Genomic DNA, 22,619 nt, shown 5'->3' on the forward strand with positions numbered 1-22,619 from the left:
TAGTGGCTTCCAGTTTTTATTATAGTTTTATGAACATGTCTTTGCTAACGCCGCAGACGGGGCATACCCAAGTATCTGGAATGTCTTCAAACTTTGTTCCGGGAGCGATTCCACCATCCGGATCACCAATTTCTTCATCGTAAATATAGCCACAGGCTGTGCATTGATATTTTTCCATATTCATTGCTCCTTTTTAATTATTATAATAATTTTTAGAAGTTAAATCCAGTCTTAGAAGAAAAGACTAAAGCTAAATAATGTAAACGGAAAAACTATTCGCTGATAGTTAAAACAGCCCGCTTATTACCCAGTGCGAGTATCACCATCGGGATTGATAATCCCACAACCGCAATTAACCTAATTGATGGTAGTACATAATCGGGAGAAACAAGGCCTAAACCATAACTATTATTGATTTCAGTATAAATATCTATCGAACGACAAATTGCGTAAATTTCAAAAATCGTGTAGATAGAGATAACCACTAGAAATGCAATTGAAGAAATTAGTTGAAGTGAGGCATATTTAACTAATTGCTCCTTGCTAGCTGTAGATAGGGCTCGTTTACGAAGTCCGGCGGAAAATACAAGTCCTAAAATAGCCACCCCTAAGACCAACATTATAAGAAGCAATTCCACAACAAGCAGTGGTCGAAGACTCAAAAAAAGTTGATATAAATCTTGTGGAAAAGAGGATAATCCACTCATTTCAGCTAAGGTTTGATTATAGGAGCTTAGGCTAGATAAACTGGTTAACGTCGTTACTCCCATAAGGCATACAAAAACGATAAACAACACAAAAATATACTTGGAATAAATCTTCTGCCCTAAAGAAGTTACACCTTTAGAAAAAGTTATTTTCGTTGAAGGTGTGATCCCCTCGTTATCTTCTAGAATGCTATCTGTCATAAAAGCCTCCTTTTTTATAATTACATATTAGAATAGTCACTAAGAATATGTTTTATTTGCAAGCATACCTGTGCCACCTATTAATAATTATTTTTTTAAGATATTGATATAATATATTTGCATTTATCATTTTTAGCATGATTTCATAATGAAACGATATATTTTTGTATTGAAATGTTGCTTTTAGTTTTTATTTTAAAAATGCGTTGCAAAAATAGCTATAAATAATTGATTATATATTGCTATTTCCAACTTAATGATAAAAAACGGGTTTAATCTTATTTAGCATTTTATGAAGTAAATGGCACCCTAATAAAATTAGGTTCTATTTGGATAATCGGTTTCATTGTAAAAAAAGTAAAATAGTGTTGATTTATGTTTTATTTATGCAAGAATTAGGTGTTCTCTTTGGGAGGCCAAAATGGATACGTACATTAGTCCCTTGTCAAATCGCTATGCGAGTGATGAGATGAAGTATATATTCAGTGCCCAATATCGTTTCGCTTCATGGCGAAAACTTTGGGTTTCTTTGGCTAAAGCCGAAAAAAAATTGGGCTTAAATATAAGCGATGAGCAGATTGAAGAATTATCTGCTCATGTTAATGATATTGATTTTGCAGTGGCGGAAAAATACGAACATCGTTTTCGGCACGAAGTAATGGCACATATCTATGCCTATGGCGATGTATGTCCGTTGGCCCGCCCCATCATTCATTTAGGAGCCACGAGTTCATATGTTATGGATAATGGTGATTTACTTCAAATTCGCGATGCTTTATTAGTCGTTGAAAGCTGGCTTGTTACCCTGATTAAAGAATTGAGTGCTTTTGCTCTTAAACATAGATATCAGCCGACCCTTGCCTATACTCATTTTCAAGCCGCGCAGCCAACGACATTAGGAAAAAGAGCCGCGCTGTGGATGAATGATTTAGTTTTCGACTTAAGCGAAGTTCATCATCTCCTAGATGATTTGCCCTTTTTTGGTTGTAAAGGAACAACCGGAACTCAGGCAAGTTTTTTGGAACTGTTTGCTGACGATGAAGAAAAAGTTAAAAAATTAGAAAAACTTATCGCTCAGGATCTTGAGTTTACGCATATCGTACCGGTGAGCGGACAAACTTATTCTCGCAAATGGGATAGCAGAGCGTTGTCCGTTTTGAGCGGAATTGCGCAAAGCGGCAGTAAATTTGCCAATGATATACGACTTATGGCTCATCTTAAGGAAGTAGACGAGCCCTTTGAAAGTGAGCAGATTGGCTCTTCGGCCATGCCTTACAAAAAAAACCCGATGCGAAGCGAACGGTTAACCTCTTTGGCTCGGTTTGTCATGGTAGACAATTTAAACCCGGTCTGGACAGCCGCTAATCAGTGGTTAGAAAGAACACTTGACGACAGCGCAAACAAGCGACTTTCAGTTGCGGAGGCCTTTTTGGCCACCGATGCTGTTTTGGACTTATATTTAAATATCATCAGTGGACTGGTTGTCTATCCTAAAATGATGGAAAAACACCTCGATGAAGAATTGCCTTTTATGGCTACGGAAAACATTCTTATGTATCTTGTGAATGATAAGGGCCAGGACCGACAAAACGTTCATTCTATTTTGCGAGATTTATCCTTGAAGGCGGGAGCGGAAGTTAAAATGGAGGGCCAAGAAAATCGGCTTCTAAAATATATTGAAGAAGATCAACGATTAGCCATTACCCATGAAGAAATTATTCATTTATTGGATATTAAGAATTTCATCGGTCGCGCTCCTCAGCAGGTTATCGACTTTATAAGTGAGGTCATAAATCCGCTTCTTGCGGATTATAGTGATATTAAGCTAATGAAGAGTGAAGTAACTCTTTAGGAGGAAATATGCTTGCAGCAATCGTAGGAGTTAACTGGGGCGACGAAGGCAAAGGGAGAATGGTTGACCTTTTATCCGATAAGTATGATGTGGTTGTCCGCTACCAAGGCGGCAATAATGCCGGTCATACTGTTGTTAATGAGAAGGGCAAATTCATTCTTAATCTTCTACCGTCCGGCATCCTAAGGGAAAAGACGATTAATGTGATGGGACAGGGAATGGTTATTGATGTTGAACATCTTTTTCATGAAGTTGAACATCTCCGTCAATCGGGAATTAACATCAGCCCGAAAAATTTAAAAATAAGTGACCAAGCCACTATTTGTCTGCCATTCAATAAGCTTTTGGATGAATTGGAAGAAGATCGGCTTGGGGCTAATAAATTTGGATCTACTCGTCGGGGTATTGCTCCGGTTTATAGCGATAAATATATGAAGAAAGCTCTGCGAATGAGCGATTTAAAAGACTTTGCCAAACTAAAAACCAAACTTCCGTCTCTAGTAGAATGGAAGAATCTTTTGATTGAAAAAGGCTATGGTCATGAGGCAATTAAAGTTGACGAATTAATAAAATGGTTAGAAAAATACGGACTTTATTTTCTTCCCTATATCGTCGATACAACGACATTTTTGAGGTCGATGATGAAGGAAAATAAGAATATCATGTTTGAAGCACAATTAGGTGCCTTAAGAGATATCGACTATGGAATTTATCCATTTACATCATCGTCAAACACCATAGCGAGTTATGCCCCGATTGGTTCAGGAATTCCTTTTGCTCATCTCGATGAAACTCTGGGGATTATGAAAGCCTATAGTACCTGTGTTGGCGCGGGTCCTTTTGTGGCCGAGATGTTTGATCAACAGGGAGATGCTCTCCGCGAAGCCGGACATGAATATGGCGCGGCAACGGGACGGCCGAGACGGGTCGGTGGTTTTGATATCGTGGCTTCCCGTTACGGAGTTTTAATGCAAGGTGCTACCGCAATTGCGCTCACTAAACTAGATGTTTTAAGCGGGTTAAAAAGAATACCGGTTGTCGTCGCCTATGAAGTCGATGGCAGGCAAATTGACTTCTTTCCTAAAGGTGAAGAACTTGAACGAGCCAAGCCAATATATGAGTATCTTCCTGGATTCAATGAAGATATATCTAAGGCTCGAAGTTTAGAGGATTTACCACTGGCAGCAATAAGTTATATTCGTTATCTAGAAAAGGCTGTGGATTGCCCAATTCAGTATGTCTCCGTCGGACCCAGTCGCGAGGAGTATATTAAACTTTTTTAATCATGCTTTTAATTATTTCACTTTATTTGCTCGCTTTATTTTTACGGAGTAAAATATATACAGAAAGTGGAAGGTGTTAATATGAATCAAGAACAGCTGAAAATTATGAAGACGAAGCCGGGATTTATTGCCGCCTTAGACCAAAGTGGTGGTTCTTCTCCCAAGGCGTTAGCGCTTTACGGAGTGGAGGAAAACGAATATAACGGCGAGGATGAGATGTATGCCAAAATTCATGAAATGCGGACTCGGGTTATTAAGAGTCCGGCTTTTGCCAGCGATTATATTTTAGGCGCGATTTTGTTTGAAAATACAATGAAGAGAAAGATAGACAATCTTTATACTGCTGATTTCTTATGGCAGAAAAAAGGAGTGGTTCCCTTTTTAAAAGTTGATAAAGGACTTGCTCCGGTCGAAGATGACGTTCAGATAATGAAACCGATGCCTGAATTGGATGAACTTCTTCAAGAGGCGGTTGTCCACCGTATTTTTGGAACCAAGATGCGTTCGGTGATTAAGACAGCAAATAAAAAAGGAATTCATCGAGTGGTTGAGCAGCAATTTGAAGTGGCTAAAAAAATTATTAGTTATGGACTGGTGCCAATTGTTGAACCCGAGGTTGATATTCATAGTCCCTTGAAGAAAGAGGCGGAAGCAATACTGAAGGATGAGATTAAGGTGCAATTATCAAAATTGCCAAAGGGTGATTTGGTGATGTTAAAACTGTCGATTCCGACGCTGGATGGATTTTATTCGGATTTGATGGAAGATCCGCATATTGTTCGCGTGGTTGCTTTATCGGGAGGCTATTCTCGGGAGGAAGCCGACCGGAGGTTACTCCTCAATCCGGGATTAATCGCTTCTTTTTCTCGGGCATTGCTTGAAGGATTAAATGCACATCAAAGTGCGGCCGAATTCGATGAAATGCTGGCGAATACCGTGAAGGAAATATACCGGGCTTCCGTTAAGTAAAACGGAATTTATGCTTAGCAAGACCTAGAAGTTAATTTCTAGGTCTTTTTTTACCTTAAATAGCTTTTCATAGCTCAAATGCTTTTATTACCATAAAATATACTTTTATTACACGATTACTTATAAAGCAAGTAGTTTTTTGATAATAAAATAATTAACTTTCAATTCACATAAAAATTATCTTTTCAAGAAATAAATTGATTGTAAAAAGAAACTATGAAAAGGAAAAAAGTAAATATTCTATTGTTGACATTAACTACTTTGTCTTTAACTTCGTGCGGTATTTTTACAACCAGTTCATCTCAGAAATCTTCTGTGTCGACAACAAGTCAGTCGCATAATAGTGGCGGTGAAGCAACAACTGTTATTTCTGCTGTCGATAGTAGCAGTGAATTACTGGAATTAACCTACTTAGATAAGATTGCAGCGCTTGAGGTGTTCATTGAAAATTTTGATCAACATAACGTAAGAATTGAAGTGGAAAATAATAATGAGTATATAAGCGGCAATGATGAAATTATTCTTTCCGAGCATGGACTATATGATTCCGATTCGAATTTAAGCGCAGGTAGCGTTGCCGAGTATAGAGACGGGACTGTTATTAGCGGATATTATACGGATGAACTGAGAACTTTTGTCCCAGTAGCTAATGGGCAAATGCAGTGGGAACTTTTGTTAACATACATTTGTCCTAGTTTTTATATAGAAAATGGATTATCGCTTCTAGAACAATGCCAAGATATTGAAGGCGGACTCTACATCAGTTATGACTTAATAGAAATCACTCTTGCCAATTGGTCAGCTATATTCGGACGGGTTGAATGCGACATTTCATTTGATATCGATATCATGGGAGTCACAGGAGCCAAAATGTTCTTCAAAAATACGCTTATTAGCGAATTGAATTTTTTCTTTGGTGAAGGGATCATTCCGGGTGCAGACGATTATTATGAAAATGGAGAGCTCCCTTTACCGCCTTCTCCCTTTGTGCAGGTTGGCGAATATTTTGGAGTAGACATTCCTTCGATAGATACCGAATCGTACTATATTTCAGAAACTTGGATTGAAGATTTATTTTATACTGAAACATTTACTTTTGAAGTTTATCTTGATGGTAATTCTAGTCAAGCGATTCTTGACTGGTATTATACACTAACCGAGGCTGGTTGGACCGAACGAGTTGATATCTCTCCTTTTGAATCGGCATATTCTGACCCAACCGGCCTTCTTTTTCTTAGTGCGGAAGCACAAACAGATAACATAATAACAATTTATGGAGGGAGAATCCCCACTGCTTACCCAAGTGGATGGCCGTATAAGCAATTAGAAAAAGTAGGCATCTATAAATTTCCGGCAATAGGTGGGACTGAATACGAGTTTATTGATGATCGTGAAGAAAATGATTGTGTGGCTGTCATTGTCTCCAATCCGGAAATTTCTCTTTTGGAATATCAGGCTACTTTAGTTTCTAGGGGAGGAATTCGCGTATTTGAAGATCCGATTTTTACGGAAGGCGGCTGGTCTATTGTTTTTGACGAATGGCAGATTACTGCGTATGAATGGTATTCATATATGCTCATTCTTATTTATCCAAAGGTATCACTTGAACCAGAGTATAGTTCTGTTTGGCCAACAGAAGCGATTGTGGATATTGTTGGAGACGAGGTGTCAAATCTATTTTATCCTATAGAAGGAAATGCGGTTTTTACATTTATTGACGCCTCATTCGCTTATCCAGAACCAACGGCCGCTGTTCATGTCTTATCTGATTCAACAATGGTTATTGATACTTATATAGCTGAGCTTTTAAACGAAGGATGGCAACTACATCCTAACACTTCTTTCTTATACATCGATTCGGAACGTCCAGAAGTAAAAACAAAGATAATGGGTTGGCAATCGCATCCCTTTGCTACTTCTTTATATATTCATACAAATTATCCGAAAGTAACAATCTCAATAATTGACTTGCTTGACGGAACGTGCATAGTCGCTATCGGAAAGATTTATCATGAAACATATTCATCCTTTGCCTCGGGGTTAATGGCACTAAGCGAACATACGATAAAGGGATTACTCAATTATGGAATTGACGATAATACCAAAATGGAAATTGAAAGCTTTTTTTCTTGCTTGCCAACTCTAAAAGAAGAAGCATCGTTTTTGGTTGGAGCGGTACCATTTGAAGATGATTATTATCAAATTGACGTTCTTGGAGTTAGCGAAGCGGAAGTTTACAATTACGCATTAAGTGTATTTTCTACTACCTTTATTGATTTAAATAATGAGAGTCACCCATTTAGAGGCGGAAATATGTATTTTTATGATGCCGGCTGGCAAATGACTTTTTTTGCCGTAATATCAGATAGTGCAATCAGGTTTTCCTTCTCTATAAGCTATATGTATAATCCGGCAAACGGCTCTTCCGGAATGTCTTTTATTGTTCAAACTATAATAGTCTAATTTATAGGGAAATAATTGATCTTTAATTTTTTTTTAACTAATTAGTTTTTGTTTATATGATTTTTACTTTTAATTAATGTAAAAATATTTCAGTAAAAATCCATAGAATCAAAGCTGCAATTAGATATAAAAAGCACAAAATAGAATGACTTATTTTAAGTTAACTTAATGCTTTTAGCATTCAAATAAAACTTTTCACAATTAAAGCAAATTATCTTTTTCCTATTATAAGAAGGCATCATTTTAGAAAAGAAAGTTTTTTTAAAAAATAACATAATTATTCTGCAAAAAAAAGTTAAGTAAAAAGCAAAAAATAAATAGGTATATTTTTTTCGATAATCGGTAAAAATAAGGCTATAACTGCATTTTAATGTAAACGCTTTTATAAATTTTTCCCTTGAACGCAGAGGGTTAAATAAGTATTATTTTAGCGGTATCAAAATACCGAATAGCAAAAATGCTTATTGGGACCTTGATACGGATAGGAAATAAAACATGGAAGTGAAAAAAGAAGAAAGCATTGATTTTGCTAAAGAAGTGGATGTCTTAGTAAAGAATGCTCATCAAGCCTTAGACGAGTTTTTATTATTGAATCAAGAGCAGGTTGACTACATTGTTGCTAAGTGTTCTGTCGCCGGATTGGATAATCATGGTATTTTGGCCGAAGCGGCGGTAAAGGAAACGAAACGAGGAGTGTTTGAGGATAAAGCAACCAAGAATCTTTTTGCCTGTGAATATGTTGTCAACAATATGCGGCACCTTAAGACTGTGGGTGTTGTCAGCCAGGATTCAGTTACGGGAATAACTGAAATTGCCGATCCGATTGGAGTGCTCGCGGGAATTACGCCGGTTACTAATCCAACAAGTACAGTTTTATTTAAATCACTTATTGCTTTAAAAACCAGAAACCCGATTATTTTTGCTTTTCATCCCTCGGCCCAGCAGTGTTCAAAACAGGCGGCGATGGTGATGCTAGAGGCCGCGGTAGCTGCTGGAGCTCCCGCGAATTGTATTCAATGGATTGAGCATCCGTCGATGGATGCAACTAGCGCTTTAATGAATCATCCTGGCGTGGCCTCAATTTTAGCAACCGGGGGAAACGCTATGGTCAAGGCAGCATATAGCTGTGGTAAGCCGGCGATGGGCGTTGGAGCGGGCAATGTTCCGGCCTATATTGAGAGAAGTGCCAATATTTCGCGGGCTGTCAACGACATTGTTTTATCAAAGTCGTTTGATAATGGTATGGTTTGTGCCTCCGAACAAGCAACAATCATTGATAGTGAAATTTATAAAGAATGCATTTCAGAGTTTAAGCGGTTGAAAACTTACTTTGTAAATAAGGATGAAAAAGAAAAATTGTCCCGTTATATGTTTGGTTTTGCCGAGGGAGATGAAAATGTTGAAAATGGCAAACTCAATCCAGTTATCGTTGGTAAAAGTGCCGTTTGGATTGCTGAGCAAGCTGGCTTCAAAGTCCCGGAAGATACCGAAATTTTAGGAGTAGAATGCAAAATCATCGGTCCAAAAGAACCGATTTCCCGCGAAAAACTATCTCCGGTTTTAGCCTTCTATAAAGTAAAAGACTGGAACGAAGGTTTTGAGTATGCAGCTAAAATGGTAGAATTTAACGGCTTAGGTCATAGTGCCGCAATTCATACTAAAACCCAAGAGATGGCGGATGCGTTTGGTGAAAAATGCAAAGCCATGCGGATTATTTGGAATTCACCGTCAACTTTTGGTGGTATTGGTAATGTTTATAATTCTTTTTTACCGTCTTTAACCTTAGGCTGCGGAAGCTATGGTCATAATTCCATCGGAGGAAATGTCAGTGCTATTAACTTATTAAACATTAAGAAAGTAGGCAAAAGAAGAAATAACATGCAATGGTTCAAGGTCCCTTCGAAGATTTATTTTGAACGAAATTCAATTCAGTACTTACGTTCCTGTCATAGCGTAAGTAAGGTATTTATTGTTACAGATCGGACAATGGTGGAACTTGGTTATATTAACAAAGTTACCGATGAGTTAAACGCGCGCCGTAATCCAGTTCAGATCCAACTTTTTTCGGATGTCGAGCCAGATCCGGATATTGAAACCGTTCGGCGGGGAACAAAATTGATGGAGGCATTTCAACCGGACACGATTATTGCTCTTGGGGGCGGATCGGCAATGGATGCAGCCAAGGGAATGTGGTTATTTTATGAGCATCCGGAAGTTAACTTCGCCGATTTAAAGCAAAAATTTATGGATATTCGCAAACGGGCATTCCGTTATCCTGAACTCGGTAAAAAGAGCAAATTAATTTGTATTCCCACCACCAGTGGAACGGGATCAGAAGTTACTCCTTTCGCGGTTATATCCGATAAAGCCAACAACAAGAAATATCCCTTAGCCGACTATAGCCTGACGCCAACAATTGCCATTGTTGATGCCGAATTTACCACCAACCTTCCTCCATTTGTTACAGCGATTACCGGTATGGATGTTTTAACGCATGCAATTGAGGCTTATACTTCAACCTTAGCAAATGACTATACCGACGGACTTGCTCTTCAAGCGATTAAACTGGTTTTCGAGTATTTGCCGCGGGCGGTCAAAGATGGCAAACATGACTTAGAGGCTCGAGAAAAAATGCATAATGCCTCCACAATGGCCGGGATGGCATTTGCCAATGCCTTTCTGGGCATGAACCATTCAATGGCGCATAAAATCGGTGGCCTTTTCCATGTCCCCCACGGTTTGGCCAATGCAATCCTGTTGCCATACACCATTCGCTATAACGGGGAAGTACCGACGCATTTAGCAATTTGGCCAAAGTATGAAGCCTATGTCTGTGATAAGAAATATCAGGATATCGCTAAACTATTGGGATTAAAGGCCGATACGACAAAAGAGGCGGTCGAAAATTTGGCTTCGGCAGTTTATAATCTGTCAATTTATTTAGGTATAAAAATGAGTTTTAAGGCCAATACAGAGATCGATGAGAAGACTTGGGACGAGGCTTTACCGCAGTTGGCCATGCTTGCATTTGAAGATCAATGCACGCCGGCTAACCCACGGATACCGATGGTAAAAGATATGATTGCGATTATGCATCGGGCATACTTAGGAGAATAAACGAAAAAGGAGAACTACAAATATAGTTCTCCTTTTTTATTATTAACGGTTTTTATAAGTGAACAACGTTATCCAATTCCCCGTTTGTAAGAAAATGCCGGATATTCTTTTTTATCAATTGATAAAGGCGCTCACTTGTGTGGGAACTGGCCCCGGCCCGATGGGGAGTAAGCAATACATTCGGCAGTAGGTATAGGGCACTGTTTTTTGGCAAAGGTTCCTCTTCGTAAACATCGAGGGAGACTCCCCGCAGATGGCCACTTTTTAATACTTCGACAAGTTCTTGTTCATTAATTAAATCTCCGCGGCCAACATTAATAAGCACGGCATCTTTCTTCATCAACCGCAGACGCTTTTGATCCAAAAGATGAACGGTTTCCTTATTGGAAGGAAGAACCGAAATAATATAGTCACTTTGACGAATGAGATCATAGAGACCCTTTTCGCCAGTAAAGATTTCATCAAAGGGCTCAACTTTTCCTTGGTGCTCTCGATAAGCAAGCAGGCGAACATTGAATCCCACCAGTCGCTTCGCAGCTTCAACAGCGATGGATCCAGCTCCTAAAAATCCGATGGTAGAGCCGTATAATTCATATCCATCCAATTTGGGATCCCATTTTTTTTGCTCCTGATCTTGGATGTATTGTGGCAATTGACGATTGATGGCCAAAAGACGAGCAACCACATCCTCAGCGATGGGAATACTATATATTCCGCGAGCGTTGGTTAAAGTTATAGAACGCGATTTTAGGTAGGAAAGATCTCCTTGGTCAAACCCGGCGCTAAACAATTGAATCCATTTTAAATTGGACAAGGGATCCAAAGTTTCTTTTTTAATGCTACCAGGAAAGGAAATGAGAACCTCGGCATCATTTTCAATCTTATCGACAAAATCAATGGTGGGAAAGTCTTCTTTAAGAAGTTTTTGATGCTCAAAGCTTAAAATTCCCGGGCGAACGCATATTTTCATAATTTTCACCTCTTTATTACTATTATATGCGATTATCAACGCGGGGATACTCGAACGCTTAAAAAGAAAATTTAGTAAGCACTTTCCAAACGCCAAAATATTAGAAAAGTAAAAACAACAGGATTTTTAGCCAATAATAAACATATAAATAATATGGTGTCTTTTGTATCGCATTTTTTTGCCTTTGTCTAGTTTAAGTTGCAGCCTGTTCAACCATCGGTAGGTTGAAATTGCAACTAATGGTTGTTGAAAACCGATTATAAGCAACCAATGATTGCTAGGTTTCTGGATGATGTTATTAGATAATATAGGCATGTTGAAAATATGTTGAGGTTAAACTTATGAAACAAGAAGAAAAACATTCTCGATCCGATATTATAAAAGCGATTCGCCGAACAATCATTTCGGCTCACAAGAATAAAGACGACCACGTTTATTTGTTCTTCTTTTTAAATATGATTGCCGCGGGTATTTTGCCCGTTATAGCAACCTTTATTCCACGCACAATAATTGATGATTTAACCAATGAAATCGAAATAAATCTTTTGCTTCAACACGTGGGAGTCCTTGTAGGCATCAGCCTGATTTTAGGAGTCGTAGCCGCAGTCGCAAATCTATTTGTAAATGGTGAGTTTATCGACATTCGAATGCAGGAATTCGATCGGGTTTCGGTTAAGTATGAGCACATTGATTATTGGCACTTAGAAGATCCTTCCTTTCGGGATCGAATTGAGGTAGGAACAATGGCCCTTCAATCCAACAATATTGGATTTGAGTCAATTTTTCATCGTTTTATGCGAATATTCCCTTTTATTCTTTCCATTGTTTTATATTCTGTTTTAATTGGTCTCTTTAAACCGATTATCTTTGTCGCCTGCGTAGTAGGGGCATTAATTACTTTTTTTATCAATAAAGCCATCGCCGAATACGCGTTGAAAAAACGGGATGAACTTTCGAGTAAGCGTCGGCACAAACAATACTTTTATCAGACTGCAAGCGATTTTTCTTTTGGTAAAGATATTCGAGTTTACGACCTTAATCAAAAGATAAGCGGCGACTATAAAAGAGCCATTTACTCTTATATATCGGTGGTTAAAAATATTTCTAATCGGCGTTTTAAATTAGGCTTACTAGAACTCATTATGCTCGTTATCCAAGATGGATTAGCCTATTTCTTTATCATTCAAGGCTATTATCAAAACAGCATTACCCTAGGGGACGTTTCCTTGTATGTCGGACTGGTTATCGCTTTATCGACTACGCTTCGACTCTTATCAAGTGAGCTGGCGGAGTTGGTAAAGGATGCCGGATATACTGCCGATTATTTTCATTTTATCGATGATGAATCGCTTTACGGTCAGCGCGGAAATAGGAATGCGCTAGTGGCCAATCATCCTTTTGCTATTGAGTTTAGGCATTTGACATTCAATTATCCGCGCAGCGAAGTAAATATTTTCAGTGACTTCTCATTAAAAATTAAAGCCGGGGAGAAAGTTGCAATCGTGGGAATTAATGGCGCGGGTAAATCAACTTTAATTAAACTTTTAACCGGTTTATTTACGCCGAGCAAAGGCAAGATATTTATCGACGGAATTGATAGCGGAGAGTTCAAGGAAGACGAATATCAGAAAATGTTTGCTCCCGTTTATCAAGAAGTAAATATCTATGCGGGAACAGTTATTGAAAATATTACCGGTCCTAATCCCAGTGCCGAGAATCGAGCCTGGGCGATAGAGTGCCTCAAACGAGTTGGACTTGAAAAGAAAATCGAATCACTGCCCCTGAAGTATGATACCCCCCTTTTAAAAATCGTCGATGAGGGAGGAGTGGAATTAAGCGGTGGACAATCGCAAAAACTTGCAATAGCCCGCGGGTTATATAAAGATGCAAATATCGTTATTTTGGATGAACCCACGAGCGCTTTAGATGCCTTAGCCGAAGCATCCATCTACCAGTCATTTGATGATCTAGTTAAAAATAAAACCGCAATTTATATTTCGCATCGCCTGTCCAGCACAAAATTTTGCGATCGCATAGTTCTTCTTGGACCCGAAGGCATTATCGAAGACGGAAGTCATAATCAGTTGATGGCGCAAAAAGGTGAATACTATCAGATGTTTAAGACCCAAGGTAAGTACTATCAAATGAAGCAAAAGGAGGAACCAATCCATGGATGAAATAAAAGTAAAACATAGTTTGTTAAAGTTTCTTCATTTTGCCTATAAAGCGTATCCCCCATATTTTTTCCTCGCCTTTATAACTGCCTTATTTAACGCTGGTTTAACGGTATTCAATGCCTATTCGCTCTCGCTACTAATCCATTATTTAGAAACCGCAACCTATGATTATTCCATTATTGTCGGAGGCGTTATCGTCGTCATCAATTTTATTTTCTATTTTCTGAATAAACTATTTGCCCGTCTAAATGAAGTTGAAGAGGCAAAGATGCTGGAGGCTGTCGACCAAAAAATTGCCATCAAGTTAATGGAATTGCCATTCAACTATTTGGAGGATCCATATTACCTAGATTTGAAGGAAAGAGCCCTGTTCGCAGTGCATAATCAAGGGGCGATTATTTTTTTCTTAAGAAGCAGTGTCAGCATGTTGCAATACATTATTACAATAGTTAGTTTATTGGGAGTGATGTTTACTTTTGATATTTGGCTCTTTGTGATCGTTTTCGTTGCTTTGATAAGCAACATTATCATTTTTACTTTGTCAATGAAGTCACAGATGAAATTTTACCAAGATTTAATTCCGATAAATCGCCGCTACGGGTATTTTATCGACACTATTATGGATGAAAAAAAGGGAAAAGATTATCGTATGTATCCGGTGGGAGATCTCATGGCCCATCGGCTGAAGAATTATTCACGGACTTCGGTTGATTACTTTATCCATTTTATGCGCAAAATGAGTGGTTATAGTGGGCTTTCGGCGCTGGTAAAATATTTAGAAATGGCTTTGGTATATGGCTTTGTCGCATATCGCACACTGAGTCTTGGACTCTCGATCAGTTTGTTTTCCCTATATATATCAACCGCTTTAACCTTCTCGACGACGATGGAACAGGTGGTGGAGACAAGCATGAGCTTTGCTCAAAATGCCGCCTACATCAAACCATTAGTCAGTTTAATGGAAATTAAGTCCGAGCAGGATATCGGCGCTAAGGAGAAATTTGTTGGATCCATCAATGAAATAGAATTTAAAAATGTGTCTTTCGCTTATCCTCACACCGATCTATTAGTTTTGGATCAGGTTTCGTTTAAAATCAATCACGGAGAAAAAATATCACTCGTCGGATTAAATGGCGCCGGCAAGACAACGCTTATTAAACTTCTCTGTCGGCTATACAAGCCAAATGAGGGAGAAATAACTGTCAACGGCAAGAATATTAACGACTATGACTTATCTAGTTATATTAAAGCTATCAGTGCCGTGTTTCAGGATTTTAAACTTTTTGCTTGGACGATTGCTGAAAACATAAGTAATGATGATCAACATCAAGATGAGGCTTATAGAACTGCGGCTAAAGTTGGGTTAAAAAATAAAATCGACGCGCTTCCGGAGGGCATAAATACTCTTTACTCAAAGATTTATGACGAAAAAGGAGTGGACTTATCAGGAGGCGAATCACAAAAAGTGGCAATTGCCCGTGCCCTATATAAAGATGCTTCATTAGTTATAATAGATGAGCCCACAAGTGCTTTGGACCCACTGGCTGAAGCGGATATATATGCAAACTTTAACTCTCTTGTTGAAGATAAAACCGCTATATATATTTCCCATCGAATGTCATCATCGGTTTTCTGTGATAAGGTTTTGGTCATCGATAAAGGTAAGGTAAGCGACTTTGATACGCATGAGCACCTAATGGAAAAACACGATTCGATTTACTACAAACTCTTCGCTACCCAAGCAAAAAATTACCAGCTTCAATAACGTGATAAGCCTTTCTTGAAAATTGATAAAAAAACTTATTGCACTTTTTGAAATTATTTCTATAATTATGGCTATCAGCAATGAAGAGAGATAGTAATTTCTTTAACTTTCAAAAGCGATTCGCCGATGGTGGAAGGGCGAAGTGGAAGCAAGAAACGAACGCATCTATGAGCTATGATTCGGAATGGAGTATGAATCATCGGGACCGCCCGTTATTAGCGGACAAGTAGCAATACTTGCTAAGGCCTTAACTATGAAGTTAGGGTAAACTAAGGTGGTACCACGTTAATTACGTCCTTAGGCAATATTCTTGCCTAAGGACTTTTTATTTTCTTAGGTAAGACATTCATTTCATCGTTTCAAAATAGGAGGAAAAAAAGAAATGAAATCACAAAAAGGCCTTACGCTGATGCTTGCGGTGTTGGCGGTTACGAGTCTTTCGGGTTGTGGAAATGTGTCTGGCCATGGCGGAGATTTAGCGGCGATTGTTAAAACCAAAACATTGGTGATCGGAACTAATGCCGAATACGCCCCGTTCGAGTATCTAAAGGGAGCGTCAACCGAAGTGTATGGCTACGACATGGACGTTGTAAGTCTCATTGAGCAAGAAATCGAGCGTCAATATGACATTGATTTAAAGGTTGTAATTAAAGATATGGCTTTCGATGGTCTGATTGGATCAATGAATGCCAATCAAATTGATTTTATCGCCGCGGCATTTTCTAAAAACGACGAGCGTGCGGAATCTGTTTTGTTCTCGGATATTTATTACCAAGCCGAAACGGTATTGGTGGTTAAAGAAGGAAACAATTCCATTACTGACTATGCTTCGTTAGCGGGGATGGCAATTGGCGCGCAACTGGGAACCGTCCAGGTGGATTTTGCATCCGAGGCAGTCACTAATAGCGGAAGTGTTAAACCGCTCGGATCAATTGCCACTCTATTGAGTGACTTATCTGTGGGAAATATTGACGCTTTAATGGTGGAAAAACCGGTTGCTCAAAATATAATCGCCAAAAGTAGCGGCTATAAAATAATTGATAATATCGCTTTTCCCGATGATGATGGCTATGCTTTTGCCAGCAACTATAATATCGGGGAAGATCTGATTAATTTAATCAACGGGGTTATTACGACGAACAAAGAAAATGGTGTTCTCGATGAATTATTTGTCGATGCTCTAAATGAATCGTTAGGAAATTAATTTCATGGATTTAGTCTTAGCTAGTTTAAATTTCTATCCGGTGTTAGAATTTTTTCCCAATTTCATGCGCGGGGTAGCCACGACCATCGTTTTTTCCATCACGACCATTTTGATTGGTGCAGTCTTTGGATTTGGCATGGCGCTTTTGCGCATGAGCCGAAATAAGGCTCTCTCCAGCATCGCCAATTTTTATATTTCCTTTGTTCGCGGGACGCCGCTTTTGATTCAGCTATATATTTTCGCCTATGGGATTCCCACTCTTTTTCCCAGTTTAAACATTGGTATTTATACATCGGGCGTAATCGCTTTAGGACTTAACTCAACGGCGTATGTTGCAGAGATCTATCGTTCGGGAATTCAAGCGGTCGATCCCGGACAAATGGAAGCCGCCCGTTCAATGGGTTTTTCCCGCAGTTTTGCGATGCGAAAAATTGTATTCCCACAGGCGTTTAAGAACATTATTCCTGCGATTGGTAATGAATTTGTAACAGTGGTTAAAGAGTCCTCGGTTGTCTCCATTCTTGGCATATATGACATCACTCGGGTTAGTGACTTAGTGAAAGCTTCCACTTTGAAAGTTTTTGAGTCGCTTATTATTGCGGCGTTGTTATATTTCATAATCACGACCATTCTCACTTACTTCGTCAATAAGATAGAAAAGAGGCTTAACCTTTATGCCTTGCGATAATTTATTTGTGGTTGATAATTTACATAAGGATTTCGGCCAACTCCAAGTTTTAAAAGGAATCAATTATGAGTTTAAACAAGGAAAGGTCTATGCCATAATCGGACCTTCAGGAAGTGGCAAATCAACTTTTTTAAGATGCCTCAATCTTTTAGAAACGCCGACGGACGGAGTGATTACTTATATGGGACTGCCGCTATTCGGCGCTAATGAAAAAGGCAAGCCGGCTATTCTTATCAGTGAAAATCAGTTAGATGAAGCCCGCCAATCAATCGGTATGGTTTTTCAAAACTTTAATTTATTTAATAACAAGACCATCATCGACAATGTGGCTATAGCACCGATGCATCTCGAACACAAAAGTGAGAAGGAATCGCGCGAACTGGCATTGGCCCTTTTAAAGCGCGTGGGCGTCGCGGATAAGGCTAATGAATATCCAATTAAACTGTCCGGAGGTCAGAAGCAACGGGTGGCTATCGCTCGTGCCTTGGCCCTTGATCAAAATGTTATTCTTTTTGATGAGCCGACGAGTGCCCTTGACCCCGAAATGGTTAAAGAAGTATTGGAAGTTATCAAAAGTTTGGTGGAAACGGGAATTACGATGATTATTGTCACTCACGAAATGAAGTTTGCTCGTGAAGTAAGCGATGAAGTGATTTTTATGGATGATGGAATGATTGTTGAGTCTAATATCCCTGATGAACTCTTTGACCATCCGCACAATGAACGCACAATTCGGTTTTTGAAAGCAATGTTGTAATTATTTTTCCGTCGGAAAGCCGCTTAAAAATCAGCGGCTTTTTATTTTGCAACCGATGGCCATCGATGGGCTATCAGAATCCTTTTTAATTAAAATTCTTGTTTTTTTACCGTTTGTTGCGAGAATATATGCGAGGAACAAAATATGCTTAATGAAAACGATCGGTCTTTAGTTTTAGAAATAGATAATTACTTGCTGCGAGAAGTTTCAAATCATTCCAGTGGGCATGATATAGAGCATGCCCATCGAGTATTGGGAAATGCCTTGCATTTAGCCGGTTTTTATCCGCAAGTAAAAATAAAAATTATAATTGCCTGCTCGCTCCTTCACGATGTAGAGGATCGAAAAGTAATTTCCGCCTTAAAGTCAGACCACCAATCGGTCAGAGATTTTATTTCTTCCCTGCCGGTTTTTACTGATGCAGATTGCGAGATGATTGAGACTATTATTGCCAATTTATCTTATACAGCCTATAAGCAGGGGGCAAGAGAAGAATCTACCGAAGGTCAAATAGTCCAAGATGCCGACCGATTGGAAGCTGTCGGCGCTATCGGCATCGCCCGCGCTTTTAGTTATGGAGCTCTGATGCACCGTCCTTTATTCATCGATGACGGAAACGTAAAACCTACATTGGATCACTTTACGGATAAATTATTTAAATTGCTGCCTCTATTCAACACGCAAGAAGGAAAAGAAGAAGCTCAAAGGCGGCATCACATTTTAAAAGAGTTCTATAATGAAGCTCTTTTGGAAAACGATTTTTCACTAGTAGATAACAAGTAGTTGTAAATAAAGACGGCTTAGGACGTATTCTTTTGGCCCATATTCATTAATGACCTATAATAAAAAAGTGGGTATCAAACAATATGGGAATGATGTTTGTTTCGCTTAATTTCAAAACGTTAAAAGCGGAGTTTGATGATCTGAAACTGGAAAATGTCGATGGCAATACTTTGCGTCGCCAAAAAGTCAGCGATTATCTTCCGCCTTTTCTTTCGTTTCCCGAGACTTTTGCCTTACCTTTCTTAATGGATGAATATGGATGGCGATATTTTTCCGCTACCGAGGAAGGCAAAAAGACTTCTCGTTTTTATGGTCGGAGCATTTTAGAAGTGGCCATATTAGCCGAAATCCTTCGTAACTTTGGATTTTTATCGAATCAAGATTGCCTTTTGCTACTAAAAAAATGCGAACAGGACCTGATTAAATTTAATAAGGAAAAATATATTTTTGTCGATTCAAGAGGCGGGGAGTTTTTCCAAGAGCAGTTTTTTTCGCTCTGTCAAAATCAGCGTTTTGTAGGCAAATTTGATTTGATGCGCGAGTACTATCGCCCAGCCGCAGTTAGTGTCCTTGCCAGTTTCGGATATACTGAAAGCGATATAGTTTGGTTAGAGCCGCAAAAATTAGATACAATAAAAACGTTTATTGAGAAAGAATTTAAAGGAGAGCATTTATGAGAATAGGAATTATTGGGCCGATTGGAGCTGGAAAGTCAACTTTAAGTCGAATGATGGCGGAGTATTATGGCTGTCCATTGATGGAAGAGCCGGTAGAGAAGAATGAGTATCTGCCATATTTTTATGCGGACAAAGCGACATTTGCCATGCTATCACAAAATGCTTTCTACAGTGCTTTATTTTTATCTATGTGGCGTTTAAAGGACGAAAATAATCTTATATGTGATTCGACGGTATATTCCAATCTGGTCTTCACGGAGCTTTTGCGTTTAGAAGGGTATATGAATGCTACGGAAGTGGCCCTTACCTATGCGATTGCTGATGAACACTTAAAACGGATTCCGGATTTGGATTTGCAGGTGGTTTTGGTTCGTTCCAACGATGCCTTGTTTGCCAATGTTCGCAAGCGGTCACGGGTAATTGAAAAAGGGCAGGAAGATTACCTTAATTTTCACTATAATAACTATTACAAGGTATTGAAACGTATCTACGATAATTATCGTGTTCCGGCTAAAAAAATTCTATGGCTGGAGCTCGGAGATGTTAATGAGCCGAAGGAATTTGCTCGGGTCATTAAAGAGATTGAAAGAGCCTATAGCGAAAGCAAGTAAGTCTCATTTTAACGATATAAGCCGAAAGTCATGTTTGTTGTCAGGCGCAAATATGACTTTTTTAGTCTATCAACAGCATATTACTTGAAAGTGATTATAAAGGTTGAGCCAACGCTTTCCTCACTTTTTAAAGTTATTTTGGCCCCATATAGCATGGCGACATGTTTTACGATAGCAAGACCGAGTCCCGTGCCCCCCTCTTCTTTGCTTCTTCCTTTATCGACGCGATAGAAGCGCTCAAAAACTCGAGTTTGATGTTCTTTAGCAATGCCGATTCCGTTGTCTTGAACAATGAGGGTTTTCTTTTCTCCATCGGTGGCAATATAGATATGACCATGAGGGCGGTTGTATTTAACCGCATTTTCAATCAAATTATGAACCAACTCCCGCGCGTGCTCTATTTTCATATATACGAATAAGTTTTTAAAGTCAGTGATTACTTTTAAGTCACGATCTTTAATATCTTTTTCCATTGAGGAAAGCAGATCGGTGATAACGCGATCGAGATCAATTAACTTGGCATCAACAATTTCACTTTGGCTTTCAATCTGGGCCAATTCCAACATTTCGGTAATGATGTTTTTCATCCGTAAAGCTTCGCGTAGCGAACGAGAGAGAGCATCTTTTTTTTCTTCTTCCGAAACAAGCATGCCCTCAATAAGCATTTGCTGGTATCCAATAATTGTAGTTAAAGGTGATTTTAGTTCATGGGAGGCATTGGTGAAAAAAAGTTGTTTCATATTTTCCGCATTGGCTGATTCACTGATATCAAGGAGAGTGATAACCGCTCCATCGCGAATAGGAACAATGGTAGCCGCATTACTTTGAATAGGAGTGATAACAGTAAGGTAAATACGCGAATCAATCGGCAAGCGCAAAATAGAGGATTGCGCCTTTTTGAGTGCGTCATCGACGGCGCTAATAATCTTATAAGACTCAGATAGAAAACTCAGATGTCGGCCGATCGCCTCTTCTTCTTTGCAATGAAAAACATGGGCGGCACTCTTATTCATCATTACGACGGTCGCACCGCTGTTTAAAACGATAATGCCCTGACTCATGCTATTCAAAATCAATTCGACTTTGTCCTGCTCGGATTGTAAAGCCAATTCTCGATTCGCGGTGGCGATGTTTAAATCCGCAATTGTCAACAGCGGATCATCATTTCCGGGCATGTTGGCTTTGTGGGCGAGATCATTTATACCCTCGATAATTGGGGATAGAATTTTCTTTTGCTGATAGTCGGCAATTAAAATCAAAAGAATTCCCAAACCGATATCGCCGATAACGAGAATAATCCAAAGGGACAAGGCGGAGGAATAAAAGAAAGGATTGACACATTTTATATATAGATAGCGATTGTTGCTGCGGAAAGAGATTTCGAAAGAACGATTAAAATTGGCAATCGTTTCTTTCGTGGTGCCTAAACGCGCAAAATATATTTCTGTTCCGGAAAAATCGGCCGCAATATTGCCGTCAATGACGGAAAAATCGCCATCCAAAAGTGCGATTTGATATTCTTTACCATAAATATTTAGCAGGTCGCCAAAAGGTGCGATATCCGCCATCTGATAGATTTTTTGCGCCGTATCTTTAAAATTATCTTTTTCGCTACGATTGATTGCGGCATTGGTGATGATACTGGCCAATGAGGCAACTAAAAGGCCGATAAAGGTAAAGAGAAAAAAACTTTTCTTATCAACCTCACGCTTTTTCATATTACTACTTTATATCCAACCCCAAAGACGGTGGCAATGAGTTTTCCCCCGCGATCGGATAGTTTCTTTCTTAAAGACTGAACATGCATATCGATAGTCCGCGTCTCTAAAGCGGCATCAGACTTCCAAATATCTTTCAGTATCTCCTTGCGCGAAACGACCTTTCCTTTTGCTTCAACCAAAAGAAGGAGGATGTCAAATTCCTTGTTGGTTAAAATCACCTCTTGATTATTCATTTTTACCAAGCGATGGTCGATATCGATACTTAACGGGCCATAGTCAATGGCGCTTACCTGATGCAAACGCCGAAACCGAGCATTTACTCGGCTGACTAATTCCATGATGTCGAATGGCTTTGAAATATAGTCGTCAGCACCTAAATCAAGGCCTTCAATCTTGTCGCTCAACAGGTTTTTGGCCGTTACCATAATAATAGATATATCGTCATAATGGCTATCAGAGCGAATTTGTTTAAGGACTTCAATTCCGCTGATACCGGGAAGCATAATATCGAGTAGCATAAGTTGAGGCACCTGCCTATTCAGTGCTTGTAGCAAGGACTCGCCAGTTTCGAAATGCTCGACTTGATAGTTTTGTTTTTTTAAGACGATTTCCAATAGATGAGCAATATCTCGGTCATCCTCCAAAACATAAATTAAGTTTTCCATCATCTGCTC

At 39.1% G+C, this 22,619-nt stretch carries 18 protein-coding genes and 1 other annotated feature; of the genes, 13 read left to right on the top strand and 5 right to left on the bottom strand.

Translation table 11 applies throughout. From position 1 onward, the window contains the following. Nucleotides 1–19 precede the first annotated feature (19 nt). Nucleotides 20–178, bottom strand: coding sequence for a rubredoxin (locus tag PKC96_02165; protein ID HMM00133.1), 159 nt, complete (start codon nucleotides 176–178; stop codon nucleotides 20–22). Nucleotides 179–272: 94 nt separating this feature from the next. Beyond that, nucleotides 273–908 carry a hypothetical protein gene (locus PKC96_02170; protein ID HMM00134.1) on the bottom strand — a complete coding sequence of 212 codons (636 nt, stop codon included), beginning with the start codon at nucleotides 906–908 and terminating at the stop codon, nucleotides 273–275. A 421-nt stretch (nucleotides 909–1,329) separates the two neighbouring features. Between PKC96_02170 and purB the strand changes: the two genes are divergently transcribed. The 5 genes from purB (at nucleotide 1,330) to adhE (ending at nucleotide 10,592) form a co-directional block, all read left to right on the top strand. Beyond that, nucleotides 1,330–2,760 (top strand): adenylosuccinate lyase, encoded by a 1,431-nt coding sequence (purB, locus tag PKC96_02175; protein HMM00135.1) that lies wholly within the window; start codon nucleotides 1,330–1,332, stop codon nucleotides 2,758–2,760. A gap of 8 nt (nucleotides 2,761–2,768) precedes the next feature. Next, nucleotides 2,769–4,043: an adenylosuccinate synthase gene (locus PKC96_02180; GenBank protein ID HMM00136.1), complete on the top strand. Its 1,275-nt coding sequence runs from the start codon at nucleotides 2,769–2,771 to the stop codon at nucleotides 4,041–4,043. A gap of 81 nt (nucleotides 4,044–4,124) precedes the next feature. Continuing rightward, on the top strand, nucleotides 4,125–5,012 hold the full coding sequence (locus PKC96_02185; protein HMM00137.1) for a fructose bisphosphate aldolase: 888 nt from the start codon (nucleotides 4,125–4,127) through the stop codon (nucleotides 5,010–5,012). A gap of 216 nt (nucleotides 5,013–5,228) precedes the next feature. Beyond that, complete coding sequence (locus PKC96_02190) at nucleotides 5,229–7,475, top strand: hypothetical protein (protein HMM00138.1); 2,247 nt, start codon at nucleotides 5,229–5,231, stop codon at nucleotides 7,473–7,475. Between the two features lie 495 nt (nucleotides 7,476–7,970). Then, nucleotides 7,971–10,592 (top strand): bifunctional acetaldehyde-CoA/alcohol dehydrogenase, encoded by a 2,622-nt coding sequence (gene adhE, locus PKC96_02195; GenBank protein ID HMM00139.1) that lies wholly within the window; start codon nucleotides 7,971–7,973, stop codon nucleotides 10,590–10,592. Nucleotides 10,593–10,644: 52 nt separating this feature from the next. Here adhE and PKC96_02200 read toward each other — a convergent pair whose 3' ends face one another. Beyond that, nucleotides 10,645–11,562 carry an NAD(P)-dependent oxidoreductase gene (locus PKC96_02200; GenBank protein ID HMM00140.1) on the bottom strand — a complete coding sequence of 306 codons (918 nt, stop codon included), beginning with the start codon at nucleotides 11,560–11,562 and terminating at the stop codon, nucleotides 10,645–10,647. 341 nt (nucleotides 11,563–11,903) lie between these two features. Between PKC96_02200 and PKC96_02205 the strand changes: the two genes are divergently transcribed. From PKC96_02205 to PKC96_02240, 8 genes are all read left to right on the top strand, one after another. Further along, the gene (locus PKC96_02205) at nucleotides 11,904–13,739 is read left to right on the top strand and encodes an ABC transporter ATP-binding protein (GenBank protein HMM00141.1); all 1,836 of its coding nucleotides are present in this window, start codon (nucleotides 11,904–11,906) and stop codon (nucleotides 13,737–13,739) included. After that, nucleotides 13,732–15,504 carry an ABC transporter ATP-binding protein gene (locus tag PKC96_02210; GenBank protein HMM00142.1) on the top strand — a complete coding sequence of 591 codons (1,773 nt, stop codon included), beginning with the start codon at nucleotides 13,732–13,734 and terminating at the stop codon, nucleotides 15,502–15,504. The genes PKC96_02205 and PKC96_02210 overlap by 8 nt, the downstream gene beginning before the upstream one ends. Before the next feature lie 71 nt (nucleotides 15,505–15,575). Continuing rightward, nucleotides 15,576–15,806 (top strand) — a binding site (T-box leader). A gap of 80 nt (nucleotides 15,807–15,886) precedes the next feature. Next, nucleotides 15,887–16,708: a transporter substrate-binding domain-containing protein gene (locus tag PKC96_02215; GenBank protein ID HMM00143.1), complete on the top strand. Its 822-nt coding sequence runs from the start codon at nucleotides 15,887–15,889 to the stop codon at nucleotides 16,706–16,708. Between the two features lie 4 nt (nucleotides 16,709–16,712). Then, entirely contained in the window at nucleotides 16,713–17,396 is a 684-nt protein-coding gene (locus PKC96_02220; GenBank protein HMM00144.1) for an amino acid ABC transporter permease, read from the top strand. Next, on the top strand, nucleotides 17,383–18,153 hold the full coding sequence (locus tag PKC96_02225) for an amino acid ABC transporter ATP-binding protein (GenBank protein HMM00145.1): 771 nt from the start codon (nucleotides 17,383–17,385) through the stop codon (nucleotides 18,151–18,153). The genes PKC96_02220 and PKC96_02225 overlap by 14 nt, the downstream gene beginning before the upstream one ends. Before the next feature lie 144 nt (nucleotides 18,154–18,297). Further along, entirely contained in the window at nucleotides 18,298–18,936 is a 639-nt protein-coding gene (locus tag PKC96_02230; GenBank protein ID HMM00146.1) for a hypothetical protein, read from the top strand. 83 nt (nucleotides 18,937–19,019) lie between these two features. Further along, on the top strand, nucleotides 19,020–19,613 hold the full coding sequence (locus PKC96_02235; GenBank protein ID HMM00147.1) for a hypothetical protein: 594 nt from the start codon (nucleotides 19,020–19,022) through the stop codon (nucleotides 19,611–19,613). Beyond that, complete coding sequence (locus tag PKC96_02240) at nucleotides 19,610–20,224, top strand: deoxynucleoside kinase (GenBank protein ID HMM00148.1); 615 nt, start codon at nucleotides 19,610–19,612, stop codon at nucleotides 20,222–20,224. Before PKC96_02235 ends, PKC96_02240 begins: the two co-directional genes overlap by 4 nt. A gap of 80 nt (nucleotides 20,225–20,304) precedes the next feature. Here the strand turns inward: PKC96_02240 and PKC96_02245 are convergent, their stop codons facing one another. After that, nucleotides 20,305–21,942, bottom strand: coding sequence for an ATP-binding protein (locus PKC96_02245; protein HMM00149.1), 1,638 nt, complete (start codon nucleotides 21,940–21,942; stop codon nucleotides 20,305–20,307). Beyond that, the gene (locus tag PKC96_02250; GenBank protein HMM00150.1) at nucleotides 21,939–22,613 is read right to left on the bottom strand and encodes a response regulator transcription factor; all 675 of its coding nucleotides are present in this window, start codon (nucleotides 22,611–22,613) and stop codon (nucleotides 21,939–21,941) included. Before PKC96_02250 ends, PKC96_02245 begins: the two co-directional genes overlap by 4 nt. Between the last annotated feature and the right edge of the window lie 6 nt (nucleotides 22,614–22,619).

The sequence above is a fragment of the Bacilli bacterium genome (assembly GCA_035326105.1).
In the GTDB taxonomy this organism is placed as follows: domain Bacteria; phylum Bacillota_I; class Bacilli_A; order RFN20; family CAG-826; genus UBA7706.